Raw genomic sequence first — 25,182 nt, 5'->3', positions numbered from 1 at the left:
GGGTCGCGGCAGTCCCCGCTCGCGCTATCTGAAAATGATGCGCCGTGCGTCGTGCGCGTTGCTGCTGGCTTCGTTACTGGGTTCGCCGCTCGCAGCGTTCGCCCAGGCGCCTCGCTATGCCTTCGCGGTCGTGGCGAACGCGCTCAGTTCGCAGTCCGAGGAACCGTCGGCGCAGCGGCTCATCGACGCCATCGGGCGTGATCCGCAAATCGCGTTCACGGTCTACGACGGCAATATCAAGGGCGCACGCGAAACCTGTGCCGACCATCTTTACGAGCGCCGTCACGACCTGCTCGATGCGTCACGTGCGCCGCTCGTGTTCGTGCCCGGCGAACGCGACTGGATCTCCTGCGGCATGAACGGCTCGGGCGCCTACGATCCCGCTGAGCGACTCGACTTCCTGCGCCAGAACTTCTTCTCCGATCCCAACGCGCTCGGCCAAACCCCCTTGACGCTCACGCGCGAAAGCGAAGTCTCGCGCTTTCGGCCGTACCGGGAAAACGTACGCTGGCAACTCGGCGACACGGTGTTCATCGGGCTGAACGTGCCGGACGGCAACAATCACTATCTCAATGCGGGCGGGCGCAACGGCGAGTTCGAAGACCGCGTGATCGCCAACGGCTTCTGGCTCGAACATGCGGCCGAGTATGCGAAGCGCCGCAACGCGCGCGCGATCGTCATCTTCATGCAAGGCAACGCGATGCCCGAGCATTACGAGCGCCCCGACCGCTTCGCGTGGCTGCGCTTTCACCGTGCACCGCGCGACGGCTACCTCGAGTTGCGCCGCAGCCTCGTGAAACTCGCCGAGATCTTCCGCGGGCAGATCATCGTCGTGAATGCCGACGACTCGAAGCTCGCCCATGGTTTCACGATCGATCAGCCGCTGCGTAACGACAAGGGCGCAAAGATAGAAAACGTTACGCGCATCGCATTCTCATTGCGCGACCCGCTCACGCAATGGCTGCAAGTGGACGCCGACATGGCGCGCCGAACGCCCCTGCGCGTGAGCGTGCGCGATGTGCCGAAGCATCTGCCGCTGTTGCCGGCGCAGCCGTCGCCGAACACGCCCGGCGCGGGATCGTCGCCCGCGATGCCGGAAATGCCCGAAGTGTCGTCGATGCCCGATGTGACCGAGATTCCCGGCATGCCGCAGTCGCCTGACGTCGCGCCCGCGACGCCTGGCGCATCGGGAACCGCCGTGCCTTCCGGCTTGCCGCCGGCCGGCAACGGCGTGCTCGTGCCGGCGTGGCCCACGCAGGGCGGACAGAATGGACTAAATGGTCGAAACGATGCGAACGGCCAGAACGGCCTGGATGGCAGCAACGGCAACGGCGGCGGAAACGGAAACGGAAACGGCGGCAATGGCCAGCCGCCTGACCCGCTGCAGCCGCCCGGCGCACCGGCGTCAGGCGGCTTCGCGCATTGAGCGGCGATTAGTTAGTGCAGGGTGGGTTTCGAGGCGCCTTCGTCGCCGTCGTCTTCCTCGTCTTCGTCGACGATTTCGAGGCCGTCCGCGCCATGCGCGTGCTCATGTTCGATTTCGTCTTCGGTGGCGGTGCGCACTTCCTTGACCGTCAGCGCGAAACGCAGCGCCATGCCCGCTAGCGGATGATTGCCGTCGAGCACGACCTTGTCTTCGGCGACGTCGGTGACCGTGTAGATGAGCGTGTCGAGATCTTCGTCGCCTTCTTCGGGCGTGCCTTCGAACTGCATGCCGACTTCGAGCGGCTCGGGAAAGCGGTTGCGCGGCTCGATCTTCACGAGCTCGGGATCGTATTCCCCGAAAGCGTCTTGCGGCTCAAGCTGGATCTGGGTCTCGAAGCCCGGCTCCTGCCCGTCCAGCACTTCCTCGATCTTGGGGAACGTGCCATCATAGCCGCCGTGCAGATAGACCATCGGCTCGTCGCTTTCCTCGATCAGATTGCCCTGCGCATCCGATAGCTTGTAAGCGACCGACACGACGGTGTCCTTTGCAATTTTCATTCGATCCTCCAGATTACAGACCACATTATACGATGCCGAAGCGGTCCCCAGACCACCCGGTGGACGCGCGCAAGCGGCGCGCCTCCCTCCCCCCGGCATGCCCCGCGCCCGATGTTGCCACGCCGCTTCTGGGCGGCCTGACGCCGGCGCAGTTCATGCGCAAATACTGGCAGAAAAAGCCGCTGTTGATCCGCCAGGCGATTCCCGACATCGAAGCGCCGCTCTCACGCGAAGCCCTTTTCGCGCTCGCAGACAACGACGATGTCGAGTCGCGTCTCATCACACATTTTCGCCGCCGATGGGCACTCGAACACGGCCCGTTCTCGCCGGACGAACTGCCCACGCCGAAGACCCGCCAGTGGACGCTTCTGGTACAGGGCGCCGACCTGCACGACGACCGCGCGCGCGCGCTGCTCGAGCGCTTTCGCTTCGCGCCCGACGCGCGGCTCGACGACCTCATGATCTCGTACGCATCGGACGGCGGCGGCGTCGGCCCGCACTTCGATTCGTATGATGTCTTCCTGCTGCAGGTGCACGGCAAGCGCCGCTGGCGCATTGGCGCCCAGCGCGACCTTTCGCTGCAGGAAGGCCTGCCGCTGAAGATCCTCGCGAACTTCCAGCCTGAAGAAGAGTGGGTCCTGGAGCCGGGCGACATGCTGTACCTGCCTCCGCACATCGCGCACGACGGCATCGCCGAAGGCGAATGCATGACGTGCTCGATCGGCTTTCGTTCTCCTTCCACGAACGAATTGACGAGCCAGTTTCTTTACTGGCTCGCGGAGCGCGGCGTCAGTAACGGCAGCGACAAGCCCACGCTCTACCGCGACCCCGACCAGCCGGCCGTGGCGCATCCCGCGCAGCTTCCTCCTGCACTGGTAGAGCGTGTTGGCGGCGTGCTTGCTAAAGTGCGCTGGAGCGACGCCGACGTCTCCTCGTTCGTGGGCTCGTGGCTGTCGGAACCGAAAGCGAATGTGGTGTTCGATGCCCCCGTAAAACCGCTCGACGAAGCCCGTTTCGTTGCGCAAGCAGCAAAAAACGGGATAACACTCGACCGCAGGACGATCCTGCTTTACGATTCGCGGTCGTATTACCTGAACGGGGAACAGTACTTGCTCAAAGAAGCAAGAAAGTGGCTGCCGGCACTGGCCGACAGGCGCTCTTTGGACGGGAAACGCTTTGTAACACTCTCACACGATTCGTGTGTGACAGCGTTGCTACACGAGTGGTATCGTGCGGGCTGGATTCGGACCGGGGTGCTTGCCTAAGCGCTTCGGACTGTTATACCGTACTAAAATAGTGCTTGTATGAGAAAGACAACGTATTGTCCCCGGATTTGTCGACGGTCGATACGAAAGTGCCTATAATTTCCGGCCAGGCCGTAGGGAAGATTCACGCTCTTGCAGTGCGTCTCCACCAGCGGCTCAGGTCGGTGTTGGGGCACATTTACCGGTATTATTTTGCGCTGTTGCTTACCTTTAACCATAAAAGGACGTGATCATGAAGAAATCCCTCCTCGTAGCATCCCTGCTGGCAGCTGTTGCACTCGCTGCGTGCAACAAGAGCAGCGACCAGGCTGCTGCGCCGGCTAGCGATGCTGCCGCTGCTTCGGCACCGGCTGCTGCTGCTTCGGACGCTGGCGCATCGGCTCCGGCTGCTGCTGCGAGCGACGCTGCTCCCGCGGCTACGGCCCCCGCTTCGGACGCTGGCGCTGCCGCTTCGGACGCCGGCGCATCGGCTCCGGCTGCTGCTTCGGGCGCAAGCCAGTAAGTTGCGTACGCGCGAGGCTCGACTGGGGCTTCGGTCCCTGCGAGCTTCGCAGCGCACCGTCGTGCGGTCTGCTGCTTGCGTCAATCGCGCTTCAGACATACGGCGAGCAAACAAAAAAGCCACGAACTCATGTTCGTGGCTTTTTGTTATGCGGCGCGCATGAGGCTCAATGCGCTTCGCCAGACTCCCCTGCCTGCTGGTTCTTCTCTTCGAAGAACGCCTGCACCACCTCGATCTCCCGCGTCCGCCTGAACGGCGGCAGGCTTTGCCAGATACGTCGCCCATACGGTTTGTCGACGAGACGGGTGTCACAAATCATCAGCACGCCGCGGTCGGTTTCCGCACGAATCAGTCGCCCGGCGCCCTGCTTGAGCGTGATCACCGCCTGCGGGAGCTGGTGGACCGCGAACGGACTCAGACCTTTCTTTGCCAGCGCGTCGAGGCGCGCCGCCAGCACCGGATCGTCGGGCGGCGCAAACGGCAGCTTGTCGATAACCACGAGCGAGAGCGCATCGCCGCGCACGTCCACGCCTTCCCAGAAGCTCTGGCTGCCCACGAGGATCGCATTGCCATAGGCGCGGAAGCGCTCGAGCAGCTCCGTGCGGCTCGCGTCGCCCTGCACGAGCAACGGCGTATTCCAGCCGCGCGCCTCGATCGTGTCGCGCAGCTTCTGGGCAATGCGGTCGACTGCACGCAACGTCGTGCATAGCATGAAGACACCGCCGCCCGACGCCTCGATCGCCGGCAGCGCCGCATCGAAGACGGCGTCAGTGAACTGCGGCGAGGACGGCTGCGGCATGTTGCGCGGCACGTAAAGCAACCCTTGCGTGGGATAGTCGAATGGACTCGGCAGCGTCATCGAGCGGCGCGAACTCAGGCCCATTTGCGCCGCGTAGTGCGTGAAGTCGCCGCGCACCGAAAGCGTGGCCGACGTGAAGACCCACGTGCGCGGCACACCGGCGCGCTGCCTGGCGAAGATCGGCGCCACGGAGAGCGGGGTTTCGTGCAGCTGAACCGTGTGCGAGAACACCTCGACCCAACGGACTTTCTCGTCCGCGTCGTCTTGCGCATGAGCGCTTTCGTCCTGCCCTTGCGCATCGGCCTGGTGTGTTTCACGCGCCGGCGCGGCGCCCTGCGGCGCGGTCCAGCCCTCGAGGACGCCTTGCAGCTCGCGCGCGCGGCGCAGGCACGCGCCAATCGATTCGGCGCGCTCTGCCTGCCCTGCGAGTGCCGTGGCAAGCGTGCCCAGTTCGGTCTGCAGCGCGTCGAGCGCATCGAAGAGGGGGTGATCCTCGGGCAACTGCGTGATCGACAGCCGCAGCGAATCTTCCTTGAACGCAAGCCGCACGTCGCGTGCGGCGCGCTCCAGCGCCGCACCGAGCTTGACCCATTCCACCGCGTCGCGCGCGTGGCTCAGGCCTTCGGCCACGCAATCGCGCGCGAGCTCGAGGAACTGCGCGGTCGAAAGCGTTTCGCCGAAAAAGAGCGTGGCCGTTTCGGGCAACTGGTGCGCTTCGTCGAAGATGATCGTATTCGCGCTCGGCAGCAGCTCGGCCATGCCGGTGTCGCGCAGCATGATGTCGGCGAAAAACAGATGGTGGTTCACCACCACGATGTCGGCCTGCTGCGCCTCGCGGCGCGCCTGCATCACGAAGCAGTCCTTGTAATGCGGGCACTCCTGGCCAAGACAGTTATCGCGCGTCGACGTGACCATCGACCATACGGCCGCCGTCTCGGGCACGCTCGCGAGCTCTGCCTTGTCGCCCGAGCGCGTGATCTTCGCGAAGCGCACGATTTCCTGCAGATACGCGGTTTCCTGACGCGACGGCAGCCGGCCGTTGTCGGCCGTGCGCTGCAGATAATAGTGGCAGAGATAGTTGGCGCGGCCCTTGAGCATCGCCACGCTCACCGGCACCGCCAAGGCGTCGCGCACCGTGGGGATGTCGCGCGCGAAAAGCTGGTCCTGCAAATGCTTCGTGCCCGTCGAGACGACCACCTTGCCGCCCCACAGCATGGCTGGCACAAGGTATGCGTACGTCTTGCCGGTACCCGTGCCCGCCTCGACGATCAGCGTGTTGTCGCCGTTCCCGGCTGCGGCGCGCGCCGCTTCCTCGGCGCCGGGCTGCGCCGGCGCACCACGCTCGACCCGCCGCGCCGGGCGCGACTGGAGTTCGAACGTCGCGGGATCGGGCAGGGATTGCGCGGCGGCTTCCATTGCGGCCGCGACCGCGCGCGCCATTTCGATCTGCGCCGCGCGCGGGCGATAGCCGTCGATCTCGCGGGCGAGCAGGCCGTCGGCCGCGAAGAGCTCTTCGAGTTCGGCGGCGCGGCGTGCGCTCAACGTGGGTGCAGCGGCTGTTTGCTCCGCGCGCGCGGCAGCCTCCGGCGCGCCGCCTTCGCGCGCGGGCCGGGAACGGGAAACGGTCGTTGAATTCAAGGCAAGCGGTTCCTGCTCGGTCCGGAACGGCGCAACACGCCGGCTGCCGCGCCCCGGCGCCTGCCAGGACCCGGAATCAGGCGTGCCCGTCCGAAGTCTTCGTTGAATCGGGGTCCAGCTGCAGTTGCAGCAGGAGGATGTTGTCCTTGACCTTGAGCTTGCGCTTCTTCAGCCTCTGCAGTTCGAGATCGTCATAGTCCGGGGCGTCGGACATCCTGTCTATCAGGCGGTCCAGATCGCCATGTTCCGATTCCAGTTGCAGAATGCGGTCACGAAGGACCTCGGTCTTGACTTCACGATGCTCGCGCATGCTCGCCTCCTCGACATATGCGGCGCGCGCTTGCGAAGGACGACGCGCCTGAGGTTGCAGTCCGACTGAAAAAGCGTGCTACTCGTGCTACTGGTCCTGCTGTTCTTCCTGCTGCTGCTTTTGCTGCTGCTTCTGCTGTTCTTCCTGCTGCTGCTTTTGCTGCGCCTTCTCGGCCGCCTGTTTCTGACGCTCCTCGACATCGGCCTTGTGCTTCGCCGCGTCTTCCTGCTTCTGCTGGTAGCGCTCGGCCTTCCCGGCGCGTTCCTGAGCCTTCTGTTCGCCCTGGCGGCGCGCTTCGTCAAGCTGGTTCTGGTAGTTCGCCTGCTTCTGGTCGTACGCCGCCTGGTTCGCGTTGCGCTGCGATTGCTCGCCCTGGCGCTGTGCCTGTGCCAACGCGTGCTGCCGCTGCTTTTCCTGATACGCCTGCTCGTTCGCCGCACGCTGCGGCGCCTCAGCCTGACGCTGCGCCTGATCGAGCGCGTGTTGCTGCTGCTTCTGTTCGTACGCCTGCGCGCTGGCCGCTTCGTTGGCGGCGCGCTGCGGCGCATTGGCTTCGTCCTGCGCGCGTTGCAAGGCGGCCTGCTGGTCGCGCTGCTGCGCATGCGCGGCACGTTTTTCGTCGTCGAGCGCAAGCTGCTCGCGGCGGATATCGGCCTGCACGACACGCATCTTGTCGCGCGCCTTGCCGATGCAATGATTCACGAAGAACGTGCTGTAGCAGTTGTGCTGCGCGACGGCAAACTGATAGTTGTTCTCCGCGGTACGACGGTCCAGCACCTGTTGCCGCGCGTCGAAGTCACTCTGCTGCGACTGCGGCGTGCCAGCAGCCCCGGCTGCGTCGGACGCTGCGAGCGGCGCACCGACTGAAGGCGCCTGTTGCATCGTCGCAGTTGCCGCACCTGGCTGCTGCAGCGGCCCTGTCACCCCGACCGCCTGCGCGAGGGCCGGAACGCTCGCACCGAAGCTCAACGCGACGGCACAAATTGCCCCAAGAGCGGGGAAGCGCCGCGTGACGCCAACAGGCGTGCGAAACCGGGCAAGGGGCCAATCAGGGGAGAAGCGGGAGGTCGTCAACGTCTTCTGTGGGCAGCGGAACATGGCTGAAATTCTAACACCCCCCGGGTTGAGCGCTCGGCCATTTATGGCAAAATGCCCCGCTCCACCGGCCGGCGGGCGCACCCGGCAACGCGCCTTTTCGCGCACCGGGCGCCCCGGGGCGATCGAGCCCGCACCGGCCGCCGGACCGCAAATGCGGACCGCAATCCGATCCTCGCAGGAATATCCAGACCCTATGACGGAAACCGTAGCACTCAAGATCGTCCAGCGTATCGCCACTGAACTGAGCGTGCAGCCGCGCCAGGTCGCAGCCGCCGTGCAGCTTCTCGACGAAGGCTCGACCGTTCCGTTCATCGCCCGTTACCGCAAGGAAGTCACGGGCAATCTCGACGATACGCAACTGCGTACGCTCGAAGAACGCCTGCTCTATCTGCGCGAACTCGAAGACCGCCGCGCGGCGATCCTCGCGAGCATCGAGGAACAAGGCAAGCTCACCGACGAATTGCGCGGCGCCATCGAAGCGGCCGACAGCAAGCAGGTTCTCGAGGACCTCTATCTGCCCTACAAGCCCAGGCGCCGCACGCGCGCGCAGATCGCGCGCGAAGCCGGCCTGCAGCCGCTCGCCGACGCGCTGCTAGCGAACCCGCTGCTCGACCCGCAAACGGAAGCGGCGCAGTACGTGGACGCCGAAAAAGGTGTCGCCGACGTCAAGGCCGCACTCGACGGCGCGCGCGACATCCTCTCCGAGCAGTTCGGCGAAACGGCCGAACTGCTGGGCAAGCTGCGCGACTGGCTGCACAACCAGGGCGTGGTGATGTCGAGCGTGGTCGAGGGCAAGGAAAACGAGGAAGGCGAGAAGTTCCGCGACTACTACGATTATTCCGAGACCATCAAGACCGTGCCGTCGCACCGCGCGCTCGCGCTGTTCCGCGGCCGCAACGCCGGTGTGCTGATGGTCAAGCTCGGCCTTGGCGGCGAACTGGACGCACAGGTGCCGCATCCGGGCGAAGCGATGATCGCGCGTCACTTTGGCATTGCGAACCAGAACCGTCCCGCCGATAAATGGCTCTCCGATGTCTGCCGCTGGTGCTGGCGCGTGAAGGTGCAGCCGCATATCGAAAACGAACTGCTCACGAACTTGCGCGAGCAGGCCGAAAACGAAGCGATCCGCGTGTTCGCACGCAACCTGAAGGATCTGCTGCTTGCCGCGCCGGCCGGCCCCAAGGCCGTGATCGGCCTCGACCCGGGCCTGCGCACCGGCGTGAAGGTCGCCGTGGTCGACCGCACGGGCAAGCTGCTCGCCACCGACACGATCTACCCGCACGAGCCGCGCCGCGACTGGGACGGCTCGCTCGCGAAGCTCGCGCGCATCGCCGCGCAGACGCAAGCGGAACTCATCAGCATCGGCAACGGCACGGCTTCGCGTGAAACCGACAAGCTCGCGAGCGAGCTGATCTCGAAGCATCCCGAACTGAAGCTGCAGAAGATCGTGGTCTCCGAAGCCGGGGCATCGGTTTATTCGGCCTCCGAACTGGCGGCGAAGGAATTCCCCGAACTCGATGTGTCGCTGCGCGGCGCTGTCTCGATTGCGCGCCGTCTGCAGGACCCGCTCGCCGAACTCGTGAAGATCGAGCCAAAAGCGATCGGCGTGGGCCAGTACCAGCACGACGTGAACCAGCGCGAACTCGCGCGCTCGCTCGACGCGGTCGTCGAGGACTGCGTGAACGCCGTGGGCGTCGATGCGAACACGGCCTCGGTTGCCCTGCTCGCCCGCGTGTCGGGCCTGAACTCGACGCTCGCGCGCAATATCGTCGAGTACCGCGATGCGAACGGCCCGTTCCCTTCGCGCGAGCATCTGAAGAAGGTGCCGCGCCTGGGCGACAAGACCTTCGAGCAAGCCGCAGGCTTCCTGCGCATCAACGGCGGCGACAATCCGCTCGATCGCTCGTCGGTGCACCCGGAAGCGTACCCCGTCGTCGAGCGCATGCTCGCGAAGATCAAGCGTACGATCGGCGACGTGCTCGGCAGCCGCGAGGCGCTTTCGGGCCTCGCGCCCACCGAGTTCGTGGATGAACGTTTCGGTCTGCCGACGGTGCGCGACATCCTGAGCGAGCTGGAAAAGCCGGGCCGCGATCCGCGCCCCGAGTTCAAGACGGCAACCTTCCGCGATGGCGTCGAAAAAGTCTCCGATCTCGTGCCGGGCATGCTGCTCGAAGGTGTCGTGACGAACGTGGCTGCGTTCGGCGCATTCATCGACGTGGGCGTCCATCAGGATGGGCTCGTGCACGTCTCGGCCATGTCGACGAAGTTCATCAAGGACCCGCACGAAGTCGTCAAGGCCGGCCAGGTCGTGAAGGTGAAGGTGCTCGACGTCGACGTGAAGCGTCAGCGCATCGCGCTCACGATGCGTCTGGACGACGACCCCGCGAGTGCGGGCGCCTCACGTAGTGGCGGCAGCGGCGGCGGCCAGTCGGGCAACCGCGACAATCGCGGCGGCGGCAGTCGTGATAACCGCGGCGGCCAGCGTTCACGCGATGCGGAACCGGCAGGCGCGATGGCGGCGGCATTCGCGAAGCTCAAGCAGCGCTGATGCCCGCATGACGCAACGTGGGCCGCATCGGCTCACGTTGCGCGCGCAACAAAAAAGGCACCTGGGGGGTGCCTTTTTTACTGGTCGAGACGACGCGATCAGATCTCGATCTTCGTGCCGAGTTCGACCACGCGGTTCGCGGGAATGCTGAAGAAGTCGGTAGGCTTCGCGGCGTTCTGATGCATCCACGCGAACACGCGTTCGCGGAAGATCGACATGCCCGGAAGCTGCGTCGGCACGACCGTCTCGCGCGCGAGGAAGAACGACGTGTCCATCATTTCGAACGTCATGTTGTGCGTGCGCGAGATTTCGTCGAGCACCGCCTGCACGTCGGGCGTTTCGTTGAAACCGTAATCGGCCTTCACCAGATAGAGTCCGCCGCCGATATCCTTCACCGTCACGCGCTCCGCGTCCGCCACGTATGGAATGTCGCGAATCACGAAGGTGAGGAAGATCGTGCGTTCGTGCAGCACCTTGTTGTGCTTGAGGTTGTGCAGCAGGCTCACCGGCACGAGCGATTCGCTGCCCGTGAGATAGATCGCCGTGCCCGAGACGCGATGCGGCGGGTGCGCGAGCAGTCCTTGCAGGAAGGGCATGAGCGGAATGCCGTCGGCGGCCGTGCGGTCCTTCACGATCATGCGGCCCTTGAACCAGGTCATCAGCAGGAAGAACAGCAGTGCGCCGATGCCGAGCGGCAGCCAGCCACCCTCCTCGACCTTCAGCAGGTTCGCGCCGAAAAAACCCAGATCGACGGCCAGCAGCACCGCGATGATGCAGGTGACGAGCGCCTTGTTCCACTTCCACACTTTCGTCATCACGACGGCGACGAGCACCGTGGTGATCACCATCGTCGCGGTCACGGCGATACCGTATGCGGCGGCCAGATTGTCCGAACTCTTGAAGGCGACCACGATGCACAGAATGATGAAGAGCAGCATCCAGTTCACGACCGGCACGTAGATCTGCCCGATGGCGAGGTCCGACGTGTGCAGCACCTTCATGCGCGGCACGTAGCCCAGCAAAATGGCCTGACTCGTGAGCGAGTACGCACCCGAGATCACGGCCTGCGAGGCGATCACGGTCGCGACCGTCGAGAGCACGACAAGCGGCAGCAAGGCCCATTCAGGCGCAAGCAGGAAGAACGGATTTTCGATCGCGCGATGGTCCTGCATCAGGAGCGCGCCCTGGCCGAAGTAGTTGAGCACGAGCGAGGGCATCACGAGCGTGTACCAGGCACAGCGGATCGGCTGCGCGCCGAAGTGGCCCATGTCGGCGTAGAGCGCTTCCGCGCCGGTCAGCACCAGCACGACCGAGCCGAGCACTACGTAGGCCTGCAGCATGTGCGCGCCCATGAAACTGATCGCGTAGAACGGGCTGAGCGCTGCGATGACGCCGGGAGCCTGGACGATGCGCGAGACGCCGAGCACACCGATGGTGATGAACCAGAGCACCATGATCGGGCCGAACAGGCGGCCGACCAGCGCGGTGCCGTGTCGCTGGATCCAGAACAGCAGGATCAGGATCACCATCGTGAGCGGCAACACCAGATGCGAGAGCTTGGGCGCGGCGATTTCGAGGCCTTCCACCGCCGACATGACCGAGATGGCCGGCGTGATGACGGCATCGCCGTAAAACATGCACGCGCCGAAGATTCCCAACGCCGTGAGCAGCGCGGCCGATCTGCTCTTGCGGTTGAACGAGCGCATGGCGAGCGCCATGAGCGCGAGCACACCGCCCTCGCCGTTGTTGTCGGCGCGCATCACAAAAAGGACATATTTGACGCTGACGACGATCACGATCGCCCAGAACAACAGCGAAATGACGCCGAGGATCGAGGTCTCGTTGAGCGGAATGCCGTGCGACGGGCTGAACGCCTCTTTCAGCGAATACAGCGGGCTCGTGCCGATGTCGCCGAACACCACGCCGATGGCCGCTACGGCGAGAGTAGGTAGCGGCTGCTTGGCCACGTGTGTGCTAGTTGTCATATACGCGGTAATCCGTTGCGAGGCGGAAAAAACGAGCGCTATTCTAAACCGGGCTGCGGCGGAAACCGAGCGGCCGTCGCGGCACTGCGACATCCCCCTGTCCCCGCGCAGTTTAGCACCGGCCCCAGATGCCGTCTGCCCGCCTGCGCCACTGCTGGGAAACGACGGCGATGCGCACAAAAAAACGGAGCCATGAAGGCTCCGTCTCAGAATCTGTCCGCAGCGGATCCGAAAACCACCCGGGCGGCGGCACAACGCGTGATTATTTCTGCGAATCCTGCGCCTGCTGCAGACCACGCTTGATCCATGCCCCGAGATTGTGCGGGCGCACCGTATCCCACTCCTCGAACGGCTGGTGGATCCACGGGTTGGTCGGCAGATGCTGGACGAAATAATCCGGCGTCACCTTCGAGCAGCCCTTGTACCAGAGCACCGCCGAGCGCACGCCGGTCACGGCCGGGTAACGCTCCCTGAGGTGCTCCTGCACGCGGGCGAGCGTGACGCCCGAATCGACGAGATCGTCGACGAGCAGCACGTTGCCTTCCAGGTGACCGCGCGTCATCGTGATGTATTGCGCGATGTCAAGCTCGCCCTGCTCCGTGCCGGCCGCTTCGCGGTACGAGCTGGTCGCGAGGATCGCCAAAGGCAGATCGTAGATGCGCGAGAGCTGGTCGCCCACGCGCAAGCCGCCGCGCGCGAGGCACAGGATCTGGTCGAACTTCCAGCGCGACTCGTGCACCTTGAGCGCGAGCAGTTCGATCAGCCGGTGGTATTCGTCCCAGCCGACCCACAGGTTCTTGTCGTCGTTGCGCGGGTCCATCATCTGAATCATTTTTGCTTCTGCCTTCTTGCCACTTAGACCTTGAACGGATGACGCAGGAGGATCGTTTCGTCGCGATCCGGGCCGGTCGAAACCATGTCGATCGGCACGCCGGCGACTTCCTGCACGCGCGTGAGATACGCCTGCGCGCTCTTCGGCAGCGCGTCGAACTGCGTAATGCCGATGGTGCTTTCGTTCCAGCCTTCAAACGTTTCGTAGACCGGCTCGCACGCGGCCACTTGCGAAGCGCCGCGCGGGAGAATGTCCACGTCCTTGCCGTCCACCTTGTAGCCGACGCAGAGCTTCACTTCGTCGAGACCGTCGAGGACGTCGAGCTTCGTGATGCACAGACCCGTGACGCCGTTGATCTGGATCGAGCGGCGCAGCGCGGCCGCGTCGAGCCAGCCGGTGCGGCGCGGACGGCCCGTGACCGAACCGAATTCCTTGCCGACCTTCGCGAGCGTGAGACCCACTTCTTCCTGGCGATCGGCGTTGTCGGCGTCGTACAGTTCGCTCGGGAACGGGCCCGAGCCGACGCGCGTGCAGTACGCCTTGGTGATGCCGAGCACGTAGTTGAGCTTTTGCGGACCGACACCCGCGCCAGCGGACGCCGCGCCCGCAACACAGTTGCTCGACGTAACGAACGGATAGGTGCCGTGGTCGATGTCGAGCAGCGTGCCTTGCGCGCCTTCGAACAGGAGATTGCCGCCTTCGTGGTTGACGTCATACAGACGACGCGAAACGTCCGTTACCATCGGCTTCAGACGATCGGCGTACGAGAGCATCGTGTCGAGCGTTTGCTGATAGTCGACGGACGGCGCACCCAGATACTGCGTGAGCACGAAGTTGTGATAGTCGAGGTTCTCGCGCAGGCGCGCGGCGAAATTCTCCGGCTCGAACAGGTCCTGCACGCGCAAGCCGCGGCGTGCCACCTTGTCTTCGTAGGCCGGACCGATGCCGCGACCCGTCGTGCCGATCTTCGCGGCGCCGCGCCTGGCTTCGCGCGCCTGGTCGATGGCGATGTGGTACGGCAGGATGAGCGTGGTGGCTTCGGAGATGAATAGGCGCTTCTGGACGTCGATGCCCGCTTCTTCGAGCTCGCCGATTTCCTTGAAGAGCGCTTCAGGCGAGAGCACCACGCCGTTGCCGATGTAGCAGGCGACGCCGGCGCGCATGATGCCCGACGGGATCAGCCGGAGAATGGTCTTCTTGCCGCCGATGATGAGCGTATGGCCGGCGTTGTGGCCGCCCTGGAAACGCACCACGCCTTGCGCGTGGTCCGTCAGCCAGTCGACGATCTTGCCCTTGCCCTCATCGCCCCATTGGGTGCCCACGACGACGACATTACGTCCCGGGGTTACATTCACTGCGCTGGCAGACATGGTGTTTCGTTAGCTGGTTAAAAACGTATTCTACCTGGGTTCAGCGGCAAGGCCGCCTTTTTTTCCCGATATTCGCGGAATTTCCTTTTGCACTCAACGGCATGCGCGATGCGAAGCGTGCTTTGGCGTGCCTGCGCGGCGGCGCCAGTCACCGCCCGGAAGACCGCCCGGATGCGCTATCAGGCGTGCTTTTCGACGACCCAGACGCCATCGCGCTCGACGAGCACGCGGTCGCAGGCGAACTCGTCCATGTCGTGCTCGTGGCCCGGCAGCGCCTGGATCACGACCTCGCCTGCATCGCGCAGCGCGGCGACAGCGCTGCGCAGCGCCTCGTCGTGGCGCCATGGCGCGAGGATCGCGCTGCTGCGCGCTTCGACCGGCGAAATACGCGCCACTTCGCGCAAATCGAGCGAGAAGCCCGTTGCCGCGCGGGCGCGTCCGTAGGCCTCGCCCACCTTGTCGTAACGGCCGCCGCGGGCTACGGCATTCGGCACGCCGTCCACGTAGGCCGAGAACATCACGCCGCTGTGGTACGCGTAGCCGCCGAGATCCGCAAGGTCGATCATCAGCTCCGCACCCTCGATCCCGCGCACGAGGAACGCAAGGTCGTCGAGCGCGCGTGCGATGCCTGGCAGCGCGGGCAGACGCTTGCGCGCCTCGTCGATCACACTCCCGTCGCCGTAGAGCGACGGCAGCGCCCGCAAGGCGTCGCGCGTGGCGGCGCCGAGGTGCTGCGTGAGTTCGGCAAGACGGGGCACGTCCTTGCCTGCGAGCGCCTCATACAAAGCATCGCCGAGCGCAGCCGCAGCGGGATCCGCTTCGAAGATCGCTGCGAGCACACCGGCGTGCGAGAGGTCGAGGCGCACCTTGGCCAAGCCCGCGAGACGCAGCGCATCGAGCATCAGCTGCTGGATTTCGAGGTCGGCTTCGAGGCCCGCGTGACCGTAGATTTCCGCGCCGGTCTGGATCTGTTCGCGCGTGGCGTGCAGGCCGCGCGGCAGCGTGTGCAGCACGTTGCCCGCGTAGCACAGGCGCGTCACGCCCTGGCGGTTCAGGAGGTGCGCGTCGATGCGGGCGACCTGCGGCGTCATGTCGGCGCGCAGGCCGAGTGTGCGGCCCGAGAGCTGATCGACGAGCTTGAACGTGCGCAGGTTCAGGTCGCGCCCGCTGCCCACGAGCAGCGACTCGAGATACTCGAGCAACGGCGGCATGACCATTTCGTAGCCATAGGCGCGGAAACGGTCCAGCAGGCGGCGGCGCAGCTCTTCGATCTTGCGCGCTTCGGACGGCAGCACGTCCGCAATATTCTCGGGGAGTAACCAGGTCGACATCGGTTGAGTCCTGCCACAATGAGGGCCGAGCGCAGCGAAACGCCACGCGGCCCGATAATTCGGAATCCGTCAAAAAACGCCAACCGCACACCGCATCTGCGGGCGGCTGCGGCACGAGGCCCTCAGGTCGCCAGCATCAGCAGGACGAGGCCGAGCCCCATCACGATAAGCCCGCCGATCCTGATGTGATGCGGCGGCCGTTCCGCGATTTTACGGAATGTGTCACGCCACGCCGTCGGAAAAACGAACGGGAACATGCCCTCGATAATCAGCATCAGCGCGATCGCGAGCAAGAGGGAGCCAGCTATGTCCATGCGAAGAAATACGCCGCGCGGTGCGCGGCGCGTGTGTCTCGTTTTGTCTAATGTTTGCGCGGGGTGGCGGGAGCGGGAGCGTTATCTGCGCTATTCGCGCCGCCGTTCGGACCACGCATGAAGCGGAAGAAGTCGCTCGACGAATCGACCACGATGACGTCGCCGGGGCGGAAGCTCTCGCGGTACGCGAGCATGCTCTGATAGAACCGGTAGAAGTCCGGGTCGCGCCCGAACGCCTCGGCGGCGATCGCGGCGGCCTTGCCGTCGCCCTCGCCCTTGATCGCTTGCGCCTTGGCGTAGGCATCGTCGAGCACGCCCTGCTGCTTGCGCTGCGCGTCGTCCTTGATCTGCTGCGCTTCGGCCGCGCCCTTTTCGCGAATCTCGGCGGCGGCCTGCTCGCGCGCGGCGCTCATGCGCTTGAAGACCGTCTGCGCCAGCTCCGGCGGGTAATCGACGCGCGTGAGCTCGATCGCGATCACGTCGATGCCGAGCGGCGCCGCGGTTTGTCTGAGCGCGTCGCGCGCGCCGTTGGCGATAGCTTCCTGCTGCGCGAGCGCCTCAGCGAGCGTGACCTTCGAAATCGCGTCGCCGAGCGCGTCGCGCGAGAGCGAGGCGAGACGGTCGGAAAGCGTCTGCGCATCGCCCCTGGTGGCCGCGAAGAGCTTGAGCGGATCGGCAATACGATAACGCACGACCGGGTTCACGAGCAGCTCGGTCTTGTCCGAGGTCGTGTAGCGGTCGGCGTCGGGCGCATCGAACGCCTGAATGCGCGTGTCGATGAACGTGACGGTCTGGAACGGCGGCGGCAGCTTCACATGCAGCCCGGGACCGGCGAGCGTGGCATTGGCCCCGCCCGACGAAGAAATGATGGCGACGTGGCGCGGATCGACCATGAAGACGGCCGACGACGCAACCAGCACCACAACCACGACGGCAACGACGAGCGCAATGATCTTGTTCATATCGGCGCGCCCCTTATTGCACGTCGCTTTCGCGGCCGCGCGAGCGGAACGCATCGCGCGAACGGAAGGCGTCGCTCGCGGCGGCCGCCGCGTCGCTGGCCGTGGTGGCGGGAGCCGCGCCCTGCTGCTGGGCGCCCGGTTGAGCCCCTGGCGGTACGCCCGACTGCGCGCCCGACTGCGCGCCTTGCTGTGATTCGCTGCCGGCTGCCGGCGCGGACGCCGCGTTGGCGTCCGAAGCCGCGCCTGCCGTTGCCGCACCAGCCGAGGCCGCGCCCGTTGCGCCCGCCGCCACGGCGGCGTGCTGTCGCGTCGTGTCGACGAGCTTGTCGAGCGGCAGATAGATCACGTTGTTGCCCGACTTGCTGTCGACGAACACCTTCGTCGCATTCGAATAGATGTGTTGCATCGTCTCGAGATACATGCGCTCGCGAATCACGGCCGGCGCCTTCGCATACTGTTCGTAGACCTGCGTGAAGCGTTGCGCGTCGCCCTGCGCCTGCGAAACCACACGCTCGCTGTACGCCCTGGCTTCGTCGACGAGACGCGCCGCGTCGGTCTGCGCGCGCGGCAGCAGCTGGTCGGCATAGGCCTGCGCGTCGCGCTTCGCGCGGTCGCGGTCCTGGCGCGCCCTGGCTTCGTCGTCGAGCGCAGGCTGCACCTGATCGGGCGCCGAGACACCCTGGATCGCGACGCCGGTCACGCCAAGGCCCGTCTTGTACTCGTCGAGCGAGTGCTGGATCGTGTCCGCAAGCTGGGCGCGAATCGGCTCGCGGTCCGCGTACAGCATGTCGTTCGTACTGCGCGCGCCCACCACGGTGCGCACCGCCGCCTGCGCGGCCTGCGTCACGGTGAGGTCGGGATCGACGCTGCGGAACAGATAGTCTGTTGGCTGCTTGACCTGGTACTGCACGGTCAGGCGCACGTTGAGAATGTCGCCGTCATGCGTGATGACCGCGGCATCCTTCACGTTCGCCGGACGCACGAGGTTGCTGCGGCCGATCTCGACGGTGCGGATCTGACCGACATTGACGATTTCGTGAGTCTGGAACGGATACGGCATGCGCCAGTGCACGCCCTGGCCAACCGTGTGGCGATATTGGCCGAACTGCAGCACGACGCCGGCCTGGCCTTCCTGCACGACGAACACGCCGCTGCCCACGTAGATCGCGATGAGCACGCCGAGCACGATGCCCACGCCGATGCGCGCGCCATGGCCGTTGTCCGGGCGCGGTCCGAAGCCGCCCGGGCCCTTGCCCTTGCGGCCGAAGAAAGCGGACATGCGGCGGTTGAAGTCGCGCCACATTTCGTCGAGATCCGGCGGACCGTCGCCCTTGTCGCCGTTGCCACCCTTGTTGCCGTTATTGCCCGGCGGGCGGCGCCCGTCGTCAGAACGCTGGCCATTGCCGTCGCCTCGACCCCAACGCGGATCGTTCAGCGAGAAAATGGCACGGGCGCGCTGCCAGCCAGTCCGCTTGTTGTAATCGTTCACCTGTGTTCGTTCACCAGAGTAGACAGCGGGTCAATTGCGTGCGGATTCCATCGGAGCCGCTGGGCCGGCCTTGCGTGCAAGACAATGCCGGGCGCGCCTCAGCGCTCGTGTTCGGGTTCCCGGCGAGGTTCTTCCTGCACCGCGCTCCAGTCTGCGGCCAGGGACTGCGGCGCATCGGCAAGCGGCTCGGCAGTCGCGATTTCGGCGATGGCGGAGCGCAGCGCATCCAGTCCGACACCTGTGCGGGCGCTCAAAAAGACGCGCGAAATATTACCATATTCATCACGCTCGACCGTTCCGCCGCGGGCCGCCAGTTCCGGCACGGCGTCGATCTTGTTGAAGACCAGCACCTGGCGGATCGTGTCCGCGCCGATATCGTGCAGCACCCCGTTCACCTGATCGATCTGATCGAGGCGCACGGCGCTCGACGCGTCCACCACGTGCAGCAGCAGGTCGGCCTGCACCGTTTCCTGAAGCGTGGCGCGAAACGCGGCGACGAGCTGGTGAGGCAGCTCGCGGATGAACCCGACTGTGTCGGACAGCACGATCTGCCCCACTTCGTCGCCGAGCCAGACGCGCCGCGAGGTCGTGTCGAGCGTCGCGAACAGCTGGTCGGCGGCGTAGGCCTGCGCCTTTGTGAGGGCGTTGAAGAGCGTGGACTTGCCCGCGTTCGTATAGCCCACGAGCGACACCGACATCGTGCGGTTGCGCTCGCGCTGACGCCGCTGCGTGCCGTGCTGGCGGCGCAGCTTCGCGAGCTTGCCTTGCAGCATCTTGATGCGCTCGCCGATGAGCCGGCGGTCGGTTTCCAGCTGCGTCTCACCCGGGCCGCGCAGGCCGATACCGCCCTTCTGGCGCTCGAGGTGAGTCCAGGCGCGCACGAGGCGCGTGGCGAGGTATTGCAGCTGCGCGAGCTCGACCTGCAGCTTGCCTTCGTGGCTGCGGGCGCGCTGGGCGAAGATATCGAGGATGAGGCTCGTGCGGTCGACCACGCGGCGATCGAGTGCGCGCTCCAGATTACGTTGCTGGGCAGGCGACAGCGCGTGATTGAAGATGACGATTTCGATGTCGTTCGCCTCACAGGCGAGACGCAGTTCCTCGGCCTTGCCGCTGCCGATGAACATGGCGGCGTCGGGGCTTGCGCGTCGCCCGGTGAGCGTGACAGCGGGAGTGGCGCCCGCGCTTTTGGCGAGCAGGCTGAGTTCTTCGAGACTGGCTTCGAACTCGGTCTTGCCGAAGTCGATGCCGACGAGTGCGGCGTTGATCAAATTAGAGGATGTCAAAATGAAAGCGGCCGGACCCGAGCAGCCTGCGAGGCGCCCCGGGCCGGCCGCGTCATGGGTCAGGACGCTTCCGTATCCGGGTGGAAGTTCACCGGACGGGCGGGAACCACCGTGGAGATGGCGTGCTTGTAAACCATTTGCGTAACCGTATTACGGAGCAACACGACGTACTGGTCGAACGATTCGATGTTCCCTTGAAGCTTGATGCCGTTGACCAGATAGATCGAAACAGGCACGTGCTCCTTGCGCAGCGCGTTCAGAAACGGGTCTTGTAACAATTGCCCTTTGTTGCTCATAGCAAACTCCGTATTTTTTTGCAGGTTTAACTTATATTGGGGTGAAGAAAAAGAAATCAACCACCAATCGCTACACTATAGCCGATTCTCGTTCCCCCGCGCGGTTACTGGCGGTTCGGCCAGGCGGGCTTTGCGGGGTAGCGAACGCTATTCAGCAACAGCTGATTATTTTTCCGTATAGGGATTCGTCGAGGAGCGAAACTCTATGCGCAATGGAGTGCCGGTGAGCGAGAAAGTTTCCCGGAAACGGTTCTCCAGGTAGCGCTTGTAGGTTTCCGTCACGGCGTCGAGTGCGTTGCCGTGAATGACGATGATCGGCGGGTTCTGTCCCCCCTGGTGCGCATAGCGCAGCTTGGGGCGCACCGGACCGCGGCGGCGCGGCTGCTGAAACTCCACCGCTTCGATGAGCGCGCGCGTGAGCTTTGGCGTGGGCAGTTTCGCCATGGCGGCAGCGTAGGCGTCGTCCACCGAACGCATCAGCGGGCCAATGCCGAACTTCTCCGTCGCCGAGATGAAGCGCATTTCCGCGAAGTCGAGGAACTTCAGCTTGCGCTGCAGGTGGTGCTTGGTGCGCTCGCGCGCGTGATCGTCCATCCCGTCCCACTTGTTCACGCCCACCACGAGCGCGCGGCCCTGTTCCACCACGAAGCCGGCGATATGCGCGTCCTGGTCCGAGATTTCCTGCTGCGCATCGAGCAGCAGAATCACCACGTTGGCGTCGGCGATCGACTGCAGCGTCTTCACCACCGAGAACTTCTCGATCGCTTCGAACACCTTGCCGCGGCGGCGCAGACCCGCCGTGTCGATCAGCGTGTACTTCTTGCCGTTGCGCTCGAAATCCACGTAGATCGAATCGCGCGTCGTGCCCGGCATGTCGAATGCGATCACGCGGTCTTCGCCGATCAGCGTGTTGACGAGCGTCGACTTGCCCACGTTCGGGCGGCCGACGATCGCAATCTTGATGCCGTGCTTCGCAGCGTCCTCTTCGCTTTCCTCGGGCTGATCGGCGTACGCCTTGTCGAGCGCCTCGTTGATCATTTCCGTCACGCCGTCGCCGTGCGCCGCGGAAATCGCGCGCGGGTCGCCAAGACCGAGTTCGTAGAAGTCGGCAGCCACGGCGCTGTACTTCATGCCTTCGGCCTTGTTGACGACGAGGAAGATCGGCCGGCCGGTCTTGCGCAGGTAGTCGGCGATGTGCTTGTCCTGGGGAGCCAGGCCATTGCGGCCGTCGCAGATGAACACGACGATATCGGCCTCTTCCACGGCCTGGCGCGTCTGACGCGCCATCTCGTGCAGAATGCCGTCCTTGGCGACCGGCTCGAAACCGCCGGTATCGACTACAAGATACGGGCGATCACCCACGCGCCCTTCACCGTAGTGACGGTCGCGCGTGAGGCCAGGCAGGTCGGCCACCAGCGCATCGCGCGAACGCGTGAGCCGGTTGAACAGCGTGGATTTCCCCACATTGGGGCGCCCGACGAGGGCGATTACGGGTTTCATCTGATCTTTTCTACAGTAAGGCGCAGCGCCGGAGAGTCCGGCGCGCTGCGCGGCAAGCCTCGCGCCTGCGGGGCTGCATCAGTTGCAAATTATCACGAAATTCACGAGCCGGGCCGCGGCCCCGGGCCGAAAGCGCGGCGCGAGCGGGGCTGGACGCCGCACGACCGCCGGGTGGCGGTAACGGTGAAGCGGGTGAACAGCGGGTGAACGGCGGGGTCGCGCACGCCGCCGTCCCAAAATGCGCATGGCCGGCTCGAGCCGGCCAGCGGGCGAGACATCGGAGCCTGCCGGCTCCAGCGCCTCATGCACCTGCATCCAGCAGCGCGCCGCTCGTGAGGCGCGGCCGCGGACGACGCTTAGTGCGGACGCAGACCGTACAGGTCGCCGTCCTTCGTCTGCACGACCAGCGTGTTGCCTGCGAGCACCGGCGCCGCCGTGATCGGGCTGCCGTCGGTCTTCACGCGCGAGACGAAGCTGCCGTCGTCGAGCGAGAGGAAATGCACGTAGCCCTGAAAGTCGCCGAGCACGACCGCATGGCCCAGCAAGGCGGGCACGCTCACGTCGCGGCTCTTGAGTTTCTCGTTCGTCCAGGCCGGCTCGCCCGTCGACACGCTGAAGGCCCTCACGACCGACCAGTCGTCGCCGCCCACCACCGTCGCTTCGTCCTGCGCGATGCCACTCGTGCTCGAGAACGGCTTTTGCCACATCGGACGACCCGAATTGGCGTCGAAGCAGCCAATCTGCCCCTGGAACGTGACCGCGCAGGTCGTCGCTCCGACCAGCGTGGGCGGACCGCTCACGTCGTTGATGCGCTCGACCTCGGTCACGCCCTTCGGGTACGAGACCGGCGTCTCCCAGAAGGCGTCGCCGCTTTGCAGGTTGATCGCCGCGAACGAACCGCCCGGGAAACCGGCCAGCACGGCCTGGTCGCCCGCGAACGTCATGCCCGCCGAAACGCGCAGGTTCAGCGGCACGGCGCGGTTGCGGTAGATCCACTTCTGCTCGCCCGTCTGGCCGTTGAAGGCGACGATCTGGCCGTCGATCGTGCGCACGATCACGAGGCCGTTGCCGACAAGCGGCGGCGAGATGATCTCGCCCGGCGCCTTGGCCTGCCACGAGAGCTTGCCGTTCGCGTCGAGCACGTAGACGTCGCCCTTCAGGCCGCCGACGGCCGTCAGATTGCCGTCGCTGCCCACGCCCGCCGAGATGTCGTCCTTGAGCTTGGTGCGCCAGATGTCCTTGCCCGACGCGGCATCGATCTTCGCGACCGAGCCGTTCTCGCCCGCCGCGTAGACGGCGTCGCCCACGGCGACCGGCGAGAACAGATAACGGCCGGCCTTGCCGACACTCGACTTCCACACCTGCTGGACGTCCAGCGCCGGCTTGAATTCGGTCAGCGGCACCGGCACGCGGCGCACGTCTTTCGTCGATGAGCAGGCTGCGAGAGCCAGGACGGTCATCGCGAGCGCGACGGGCACAACGGTTCGTTTCAGCAGATTCATCGGTGAACGACGCATGAATGAAGTTGGTATGAGTGATTTCGCAATGCCGTACGTACGTGACGCACGCCGGACGCGCTTCGCAATCCGGCCGGCCGCTTAGCCGCCGAGCGCGTCCAGCTTGAACTGGATCAGCTGGCGCTCGGAAGCGTCGCTCTTCGGCAGGCTGTCGAGGGCCAGTTTGTAGGCCGCGCGCGCGTCGTCGCGCTTGCCGGCCGCAGCCAGCAGATCGCCACGGCCGTCGGCCACGATGCCCTTGAACGGACCCGAATCGGGTTGCGGAATCAGCGCGAGGCCCTGATCGTAGGCCTTTTCGTCGAGCAGAAGCGATGCGAGACGCAGCTTGGCGATCTGGCGGAATTCGTCGTCCTTCGCGTGGTCGGCGGCCCATTGCAGCTGCGCCTTCGCGCCCGCGGTGTCGCCCGCCATATAAAGCGCCTTGGCCACGCCGAGCGCCGTCATCTGCGCGTACGCCGTGCCGCCGAAGCGATCTTCCATGTCGGATGCCACGCGCGTGAGCATGGCCTTGTCGCTGCCGTTCGCGGCCTGCTGCACCTGGTCGTACAGTACGGCGGCTTCGGCCGCCTGGCGGCGCTGCCAGAAGTTCCAGCCGTTCCACGCTGCGAGCGCGAGCAGAACGATCAGCACGACCCACGTAGTGGCGTTACCCCACTGCGCCCACCATGCCTTGAAGCTCTCGATCGATTCCTGTTCGTCGTGGTAACTCATCGCGTAGCGATTCCTCGTTTATTCTGAAGCCTGTTTTCGAATGCTCAGCGAACTGGGCGGCCGCATTGGAACGGCCCCATTAGTCGTCGCCATCTTCGGCGGATGCAACCATCGCATTGATCAGATATTCGGTCAAGTCCTCAAGCGCTACCGTTTGTTGCTCGCTGCGGGCCTCTGCGGCCGTGCCGCGCAGCGCCTTCACACCGGCCTCGCCCTTCGCCACTTCGTCCTCGCCGAGCACCACGGCAAAAGCCGCACCGCTCGCGTCCGCGCGCTTCATCTGCGACTTGAAGCTCGCGCTCTGACCGTCGGCACTGCAATGCAAAATCACGTCGAGGCCCGTGTCGCGCAGACGCTCCGCCACGATGAACGCCTTCTCGCGCGCGGCTTCGCCCTGGTGGACAACGTAGACATCGCAACCCTCTTCTTCCGGCACGAGGTCCTCTTCCTTGAGCAGTTCGAGAATGCGCTCGATGCCCATGGCCCAGCCGCACGCTGCCGTCGGCTTGCCGCCCAGCTGCTCGATCAGCGGATCGTAACGGCCGCCCGCCGCGACGGTGCCCTGCGCGCCGAGCTTGTCGGTCACCCATTCGAACACGGTCAGATTGTAGTAATCGAGACCGCGCACGAGACGCGGATTGATCTTGAACGGAATGTTGTTCGACTTGAGAATGCGCTGCAGCCCTTCGAAGTGCGCGCGCGAGCCCTCGCCGAGGAAATCGATGAGCTTCGGCGCCTTGTCCGCGATTTCCTGCAGCGCGGGATTCTTCGTGTCGAGCACGCGCAGCGGGTTCGTGTAGAGGCGGCGCTTGCCGTCTTCGTCGAGCAGATCGACGTGCTGCTCGAGATACTTGATGAGTTCGACGCGATGCGCCGCGCGCTCTTCGGCCACGCCGAGCGAGTTGATCTCGAGCTTGATGCCGGTGAGGCCGAGATCGTCCCAGAGGCGTTGGCACATCAGGATGATTTCAGCGTCGGCATCGGGGCCGGCGAAACCGAGCGCCTCGACGCCCACCTGATGGAACTGGCGATAGCGGCCGCGCTGCGGACGCTCGTGGCGGAACATCGGGCCGATGTACCAAAGGCGCTTCGGACCGTCGTACAGCATGTTGTGCTCGATCGACGCGCGCACGGCAGCCGCCGTGCCTTCCGGGCGCAGCGTGAGGTTCTCGCCGTTGAGCGCGTCGGTGAAGCTGTACATCTCCTTCTCGACGATGTCGGTCACTTCGCCGATGCCGCGCGTGAACAGTTGCGTATGCTCGACGATCGGCGTGCGGATATTTTGATAGCCGTACGAACGAAGCATCGACTTCACCGTGGTTTCGAAGAATTCCCACAGCCCTGCCTCCTGCGGCAGGATGTCGTTCATGCCCTTCACGCCCGAGAGCTTTTCGGGCTTGCGTTTTTGTTCAGTCATTGCGTTGCGAATTGGCTTGATGCAGTTGTGCG

At 65.1% G+C, this 25,182-nt stretch carries 21 protein-coding genes; 4 read left to right on the top strand and 17 right to left on the bottom strand.

Annotated elements, in window-relative coordinates; all coding sequences use genetic code 11:
• Positions 1–34 precede the first annotated feature (34 nt).
• A complete protein-coding gene (locus C7411_RS07150) occupies positions 35–1,426 on the top strand; it encodes a hypothetical protein (protein ID WP_110384003.1) in 1,392 nt (463 codons plus the stop codon).
• 11 nt (positions 1,427–1,437) lie between these two features.
• On the opposite strand, the gene C7411_RS07145 is transcribed toward C7411_RS07150, so the two are convergent.
• Complete coding sequence (locus C7411_RS07145) at positions 1,438–1,983, bottom strand: FKBP-type peptidyl-prolyl cis-trans isomerase (protein WP_042265025.1); 546 nt, start codon at positions 1,981–1,983, stop codon at positions 1,438–1,440.
• 32 nt (positions 1,984–2,015) lie between these two features.
• Here C7411_RS07145 and C7411_RS07140 point away from each other — a divergent pair, with 32 nt between their 5' ends.
• Positions 2,016–3,248 (top strand): ribosomal protein uL16 3-hydroxylase, encoded by a 1,233-nt coding sequence (locus C7411_RS07140; protein WP_110384002.1) that lies wholly within the window; start codon positions 2,016–2,018, stop codon positions 3,246–3,248.
• Positions 3,249–3,480: 232 nt separating this feature from the next.
• The gene (locus C7411_RS07130) at positions 3,481–3,750 is read left to right on the top strand and encodes a hypothetical protein (RefSeq protein WP_110384001.1); all 270 of its coding nucleotides are present in this window, start codon (positions 3,481–3,483) and stop codon (positions 3,748–3,750) included.
• Positions 3,751–3,916: 166 nt separating this feature from the next.
• On the opposite strand, the gene yoaA is transcribed toward C7411_RS07130, so the two are convergent.
• The 3 genes from yoaA to C7411_RS07115 all read right to left on the bottom strand — a co-directional run bounded on the left by yoaA (position 3,917) and on the right by C7411_RS07115 (position 7,595).
• A complete protein-coding gene (gene yoaA, locus C7411_RS07125) occupies positions 3,917–6,187 on the bottom strand; it encodes a DNA repair helicase YoaA (protein WP_110384000.1) in 2,271 nt (756 codons plus the stop codon).
• Between the two features lie 76 nt (positions 6,188–6,263).
• On the bottom strand, positions 6,264–6,497 hold the full coding sequence (locus tag C7411_RS07120; protein ID WP_110383999.1) for a DUF465 domain-containing protein: 234 nt from the start codon (positions 6,495–6,497) through the stop codon (positions 6,264–6,266).
• A gap of 87 nt (positions 6,498–6,584) precedes the next feature.
• Positions 6,585–7,595 (bottom strand): colicin transporter, encoded by a 1,011-nt coding sequence (locus C7411_RS07115; RefSeq protein WP_373682579.1) that lies wholly within the window; start codon positions 7,593–7,595, stop codon positions 6,585–6,587.
• A 193-nt stretch (positions 7,596–7,788) separates the two neighbouring features.
• On the opposite strand from C7411_RS07115, the gene C7411_RS07110 reads away from it, so the two are divergent.
• The gene (locus C7411_RS07110; RefSeq protein ID WP_110383998.1) at positions 7,789–10,143 is read left to right on the top strand and encodes a Tex family protein; all 2,355 of its coding nucleotides are present in this window, start codon (positions 7,789–7,791) and stop codon (positions 10,141–10,143) included.
• A 98-nt stretch (positions 10,144–10,241) separates the two neighbouring features.
• On the opposite strand, the gene C7411_RS07105 is transcribed toward C7411_RS07110, so the two are convergent.
• The 13 genes from C7411_RS07105 to hisS all read right to left on the bottom strand — a co-directional run bounded on the left by C7411_RS07105 (position 10,242) and on the right by hisS (position 25,150).
• Positions 10,242–12,128: a potassium transporter Kup gene (locus C7411_RS07105; RefSeq protein WP_110383997.1), complete on the bottom strand. Its 1,887-nt coding sequence runs from the start codon at positions 12,126–12,128 to the stop codon at positions 10,242–10,244.
• A 262-nt stretch (positions 12,129–12,390) separates the two neighbouring features.
• Positions 12,391–12,960, bottom strand: coding sequence for a phosphoribosyltransferase (locus C7411_RS07100; protein ID WP_110383996.1), 570 nt, complete (start codon positions 12,958–12,960; stop codon positions 12,391–12,393).
• Between the two features lie 23 nt (positions 12,961–12,983).
• Positions 12,984–14,330, bottom strand: coding sequence for an adenylosuccinate synthase (locus C7411_RS07095; protein ID WP_110383995.1), 1,347 nt, complete (start codon positions 14,328–14,330; stop codon positions 12,984–12,986).
• A gap of 179 nt (positions 14,331–14,509) precedes the next feature.
• Entirely contained in the window at positions 14,510–15,661 is a 1,152-nt protein-coding gene (locus C7411_RS07090) for an ATP phosphoribosyltransferase regulatory subunit (RefSeq protein WP_110383994.1), read from the bottom strand.
• Between the two features lie 122 nt (positions 15,662–15,783).
• Positions 15,784–15,975 (bottom strand): DUF2065 domain-containing protein, encoded by a 192-nt coding sequence (locus tag C7411_RS07085; protein ID WP_028210024.1) that lies wholly within the window; start codon positions 15,973–15,975, stop codon positions 15,784–15,786.
• A gap of 47 nt (positions 15,976–16,022) precedes the next feature.
• Positions 16,023–16,937, bottom strand: a complete 915-nt coding sequence (gene hflC / locus C7411_RS07080) for a protease modulator HflC (protein ID WP_110384172.1) — start codon at positions 16,935–16,937, stop codon at positions 16,023–16,025.
• 13 nt (positions 16,938–16,950) lie between these two features.
• On the bottom strand, positions 16,951–18,426 hold the full coding sequence (gene hflK / locus C7411_RS07075) for an FtsH protease activity modulator HflK (RefSeq protein ID WP_110383993.1): 1,476 nt from the start codon (positions 18,424–18,426) through the stop codon (positions 16,951–16,953).
• 98 nt (positions 18,427–18,524) lie between these two features.
• Positions 18,525–19,709 (bottom strand): GTPase HflX, encoded by a 1,185-nt coding sequence (gene hflX, locus C7411_RS07070; protein WP_110383992.1) that lies wholly within the window; start codon positions 19,707–19,709, stop codon positions 18,525–18,527.
• A 59-nt stretch (positions 19,710–19,768) separates the two neighbouring features.
• Entirely contained in the window at positions 19,769–20,005 is a 237-nt protein-coding gene (gene hfq / locus C7411_RS07065) for an RNA chaperone Hfq (protein WP_027793540.1), read from the bottom strand.
• A 165-nt stretch (positions 20,006–20,170) separates the two neighbouring features.
• The gene (der, locus tag C7411_RS07060) at positions 20,171–21,505 is read right to left on the bottom strand and encodes a ribosome biogenesis GTPase Der (RefSeq protein WP_110383991.1); all 1,335 of its coding nucleotides are present in this window, start codon (positions 21,503–21,505) and stop codon (positions 20,171–20,173) included.
• A gap of 356 nt (positions 21,506–21,861) precedes the next feature.
• Complete coding sequence (gene bamB, locus C7411_RS07055) at positions 21,862–23,007, bottom strand: outer membrane protein assembly factor BamB (protein WP_110383990.1); 1,146 nt, start codon at positions 23,005–23,007, stop codon at positions 21,862–21,864.
• 96 nt (positions 23,008–23,103) lie between these two features.
• A complete protein-coding gene (locus C7411_RS07050) occupies positions 23,104–23,733 on the bottom strand; it encodes a YfgM family protein (RefSeq protein ID WP_110383989.1) in 630 nt (209 codons plus the stop codon).
• Positions 23,734–23,812: 79 nt separating this feature from the next.
• A complete protein-coding gene (gene hisS / locus C7411_RS07045) occupies positions 23,813–25,150 on the bottom strand; it encodes a histidine--tRNA ligase (protein ID WP_110384171.1) in 1,338 nt (445 codons plus the stop codon).
• Positions 25,151–25,182 lie beyond the last annotated feature (32 nt).

Origin of the sequence: Paraburkholderia silvatlantica, from assembly GCF_003096715.1 — a bacterium.
In the GTDB taxonomy this organism is placed as follows: domain Bacteria; phylum Pseudomonadota; class Gammaproteobacteria; order Burkholderiales; family Burkholderiaceae; genus Paraburkholderia; species Paraburkholderia silvatlantica.
This window is presented reverse-complemented; position numbering and strand designations above follow the sequence as displayed.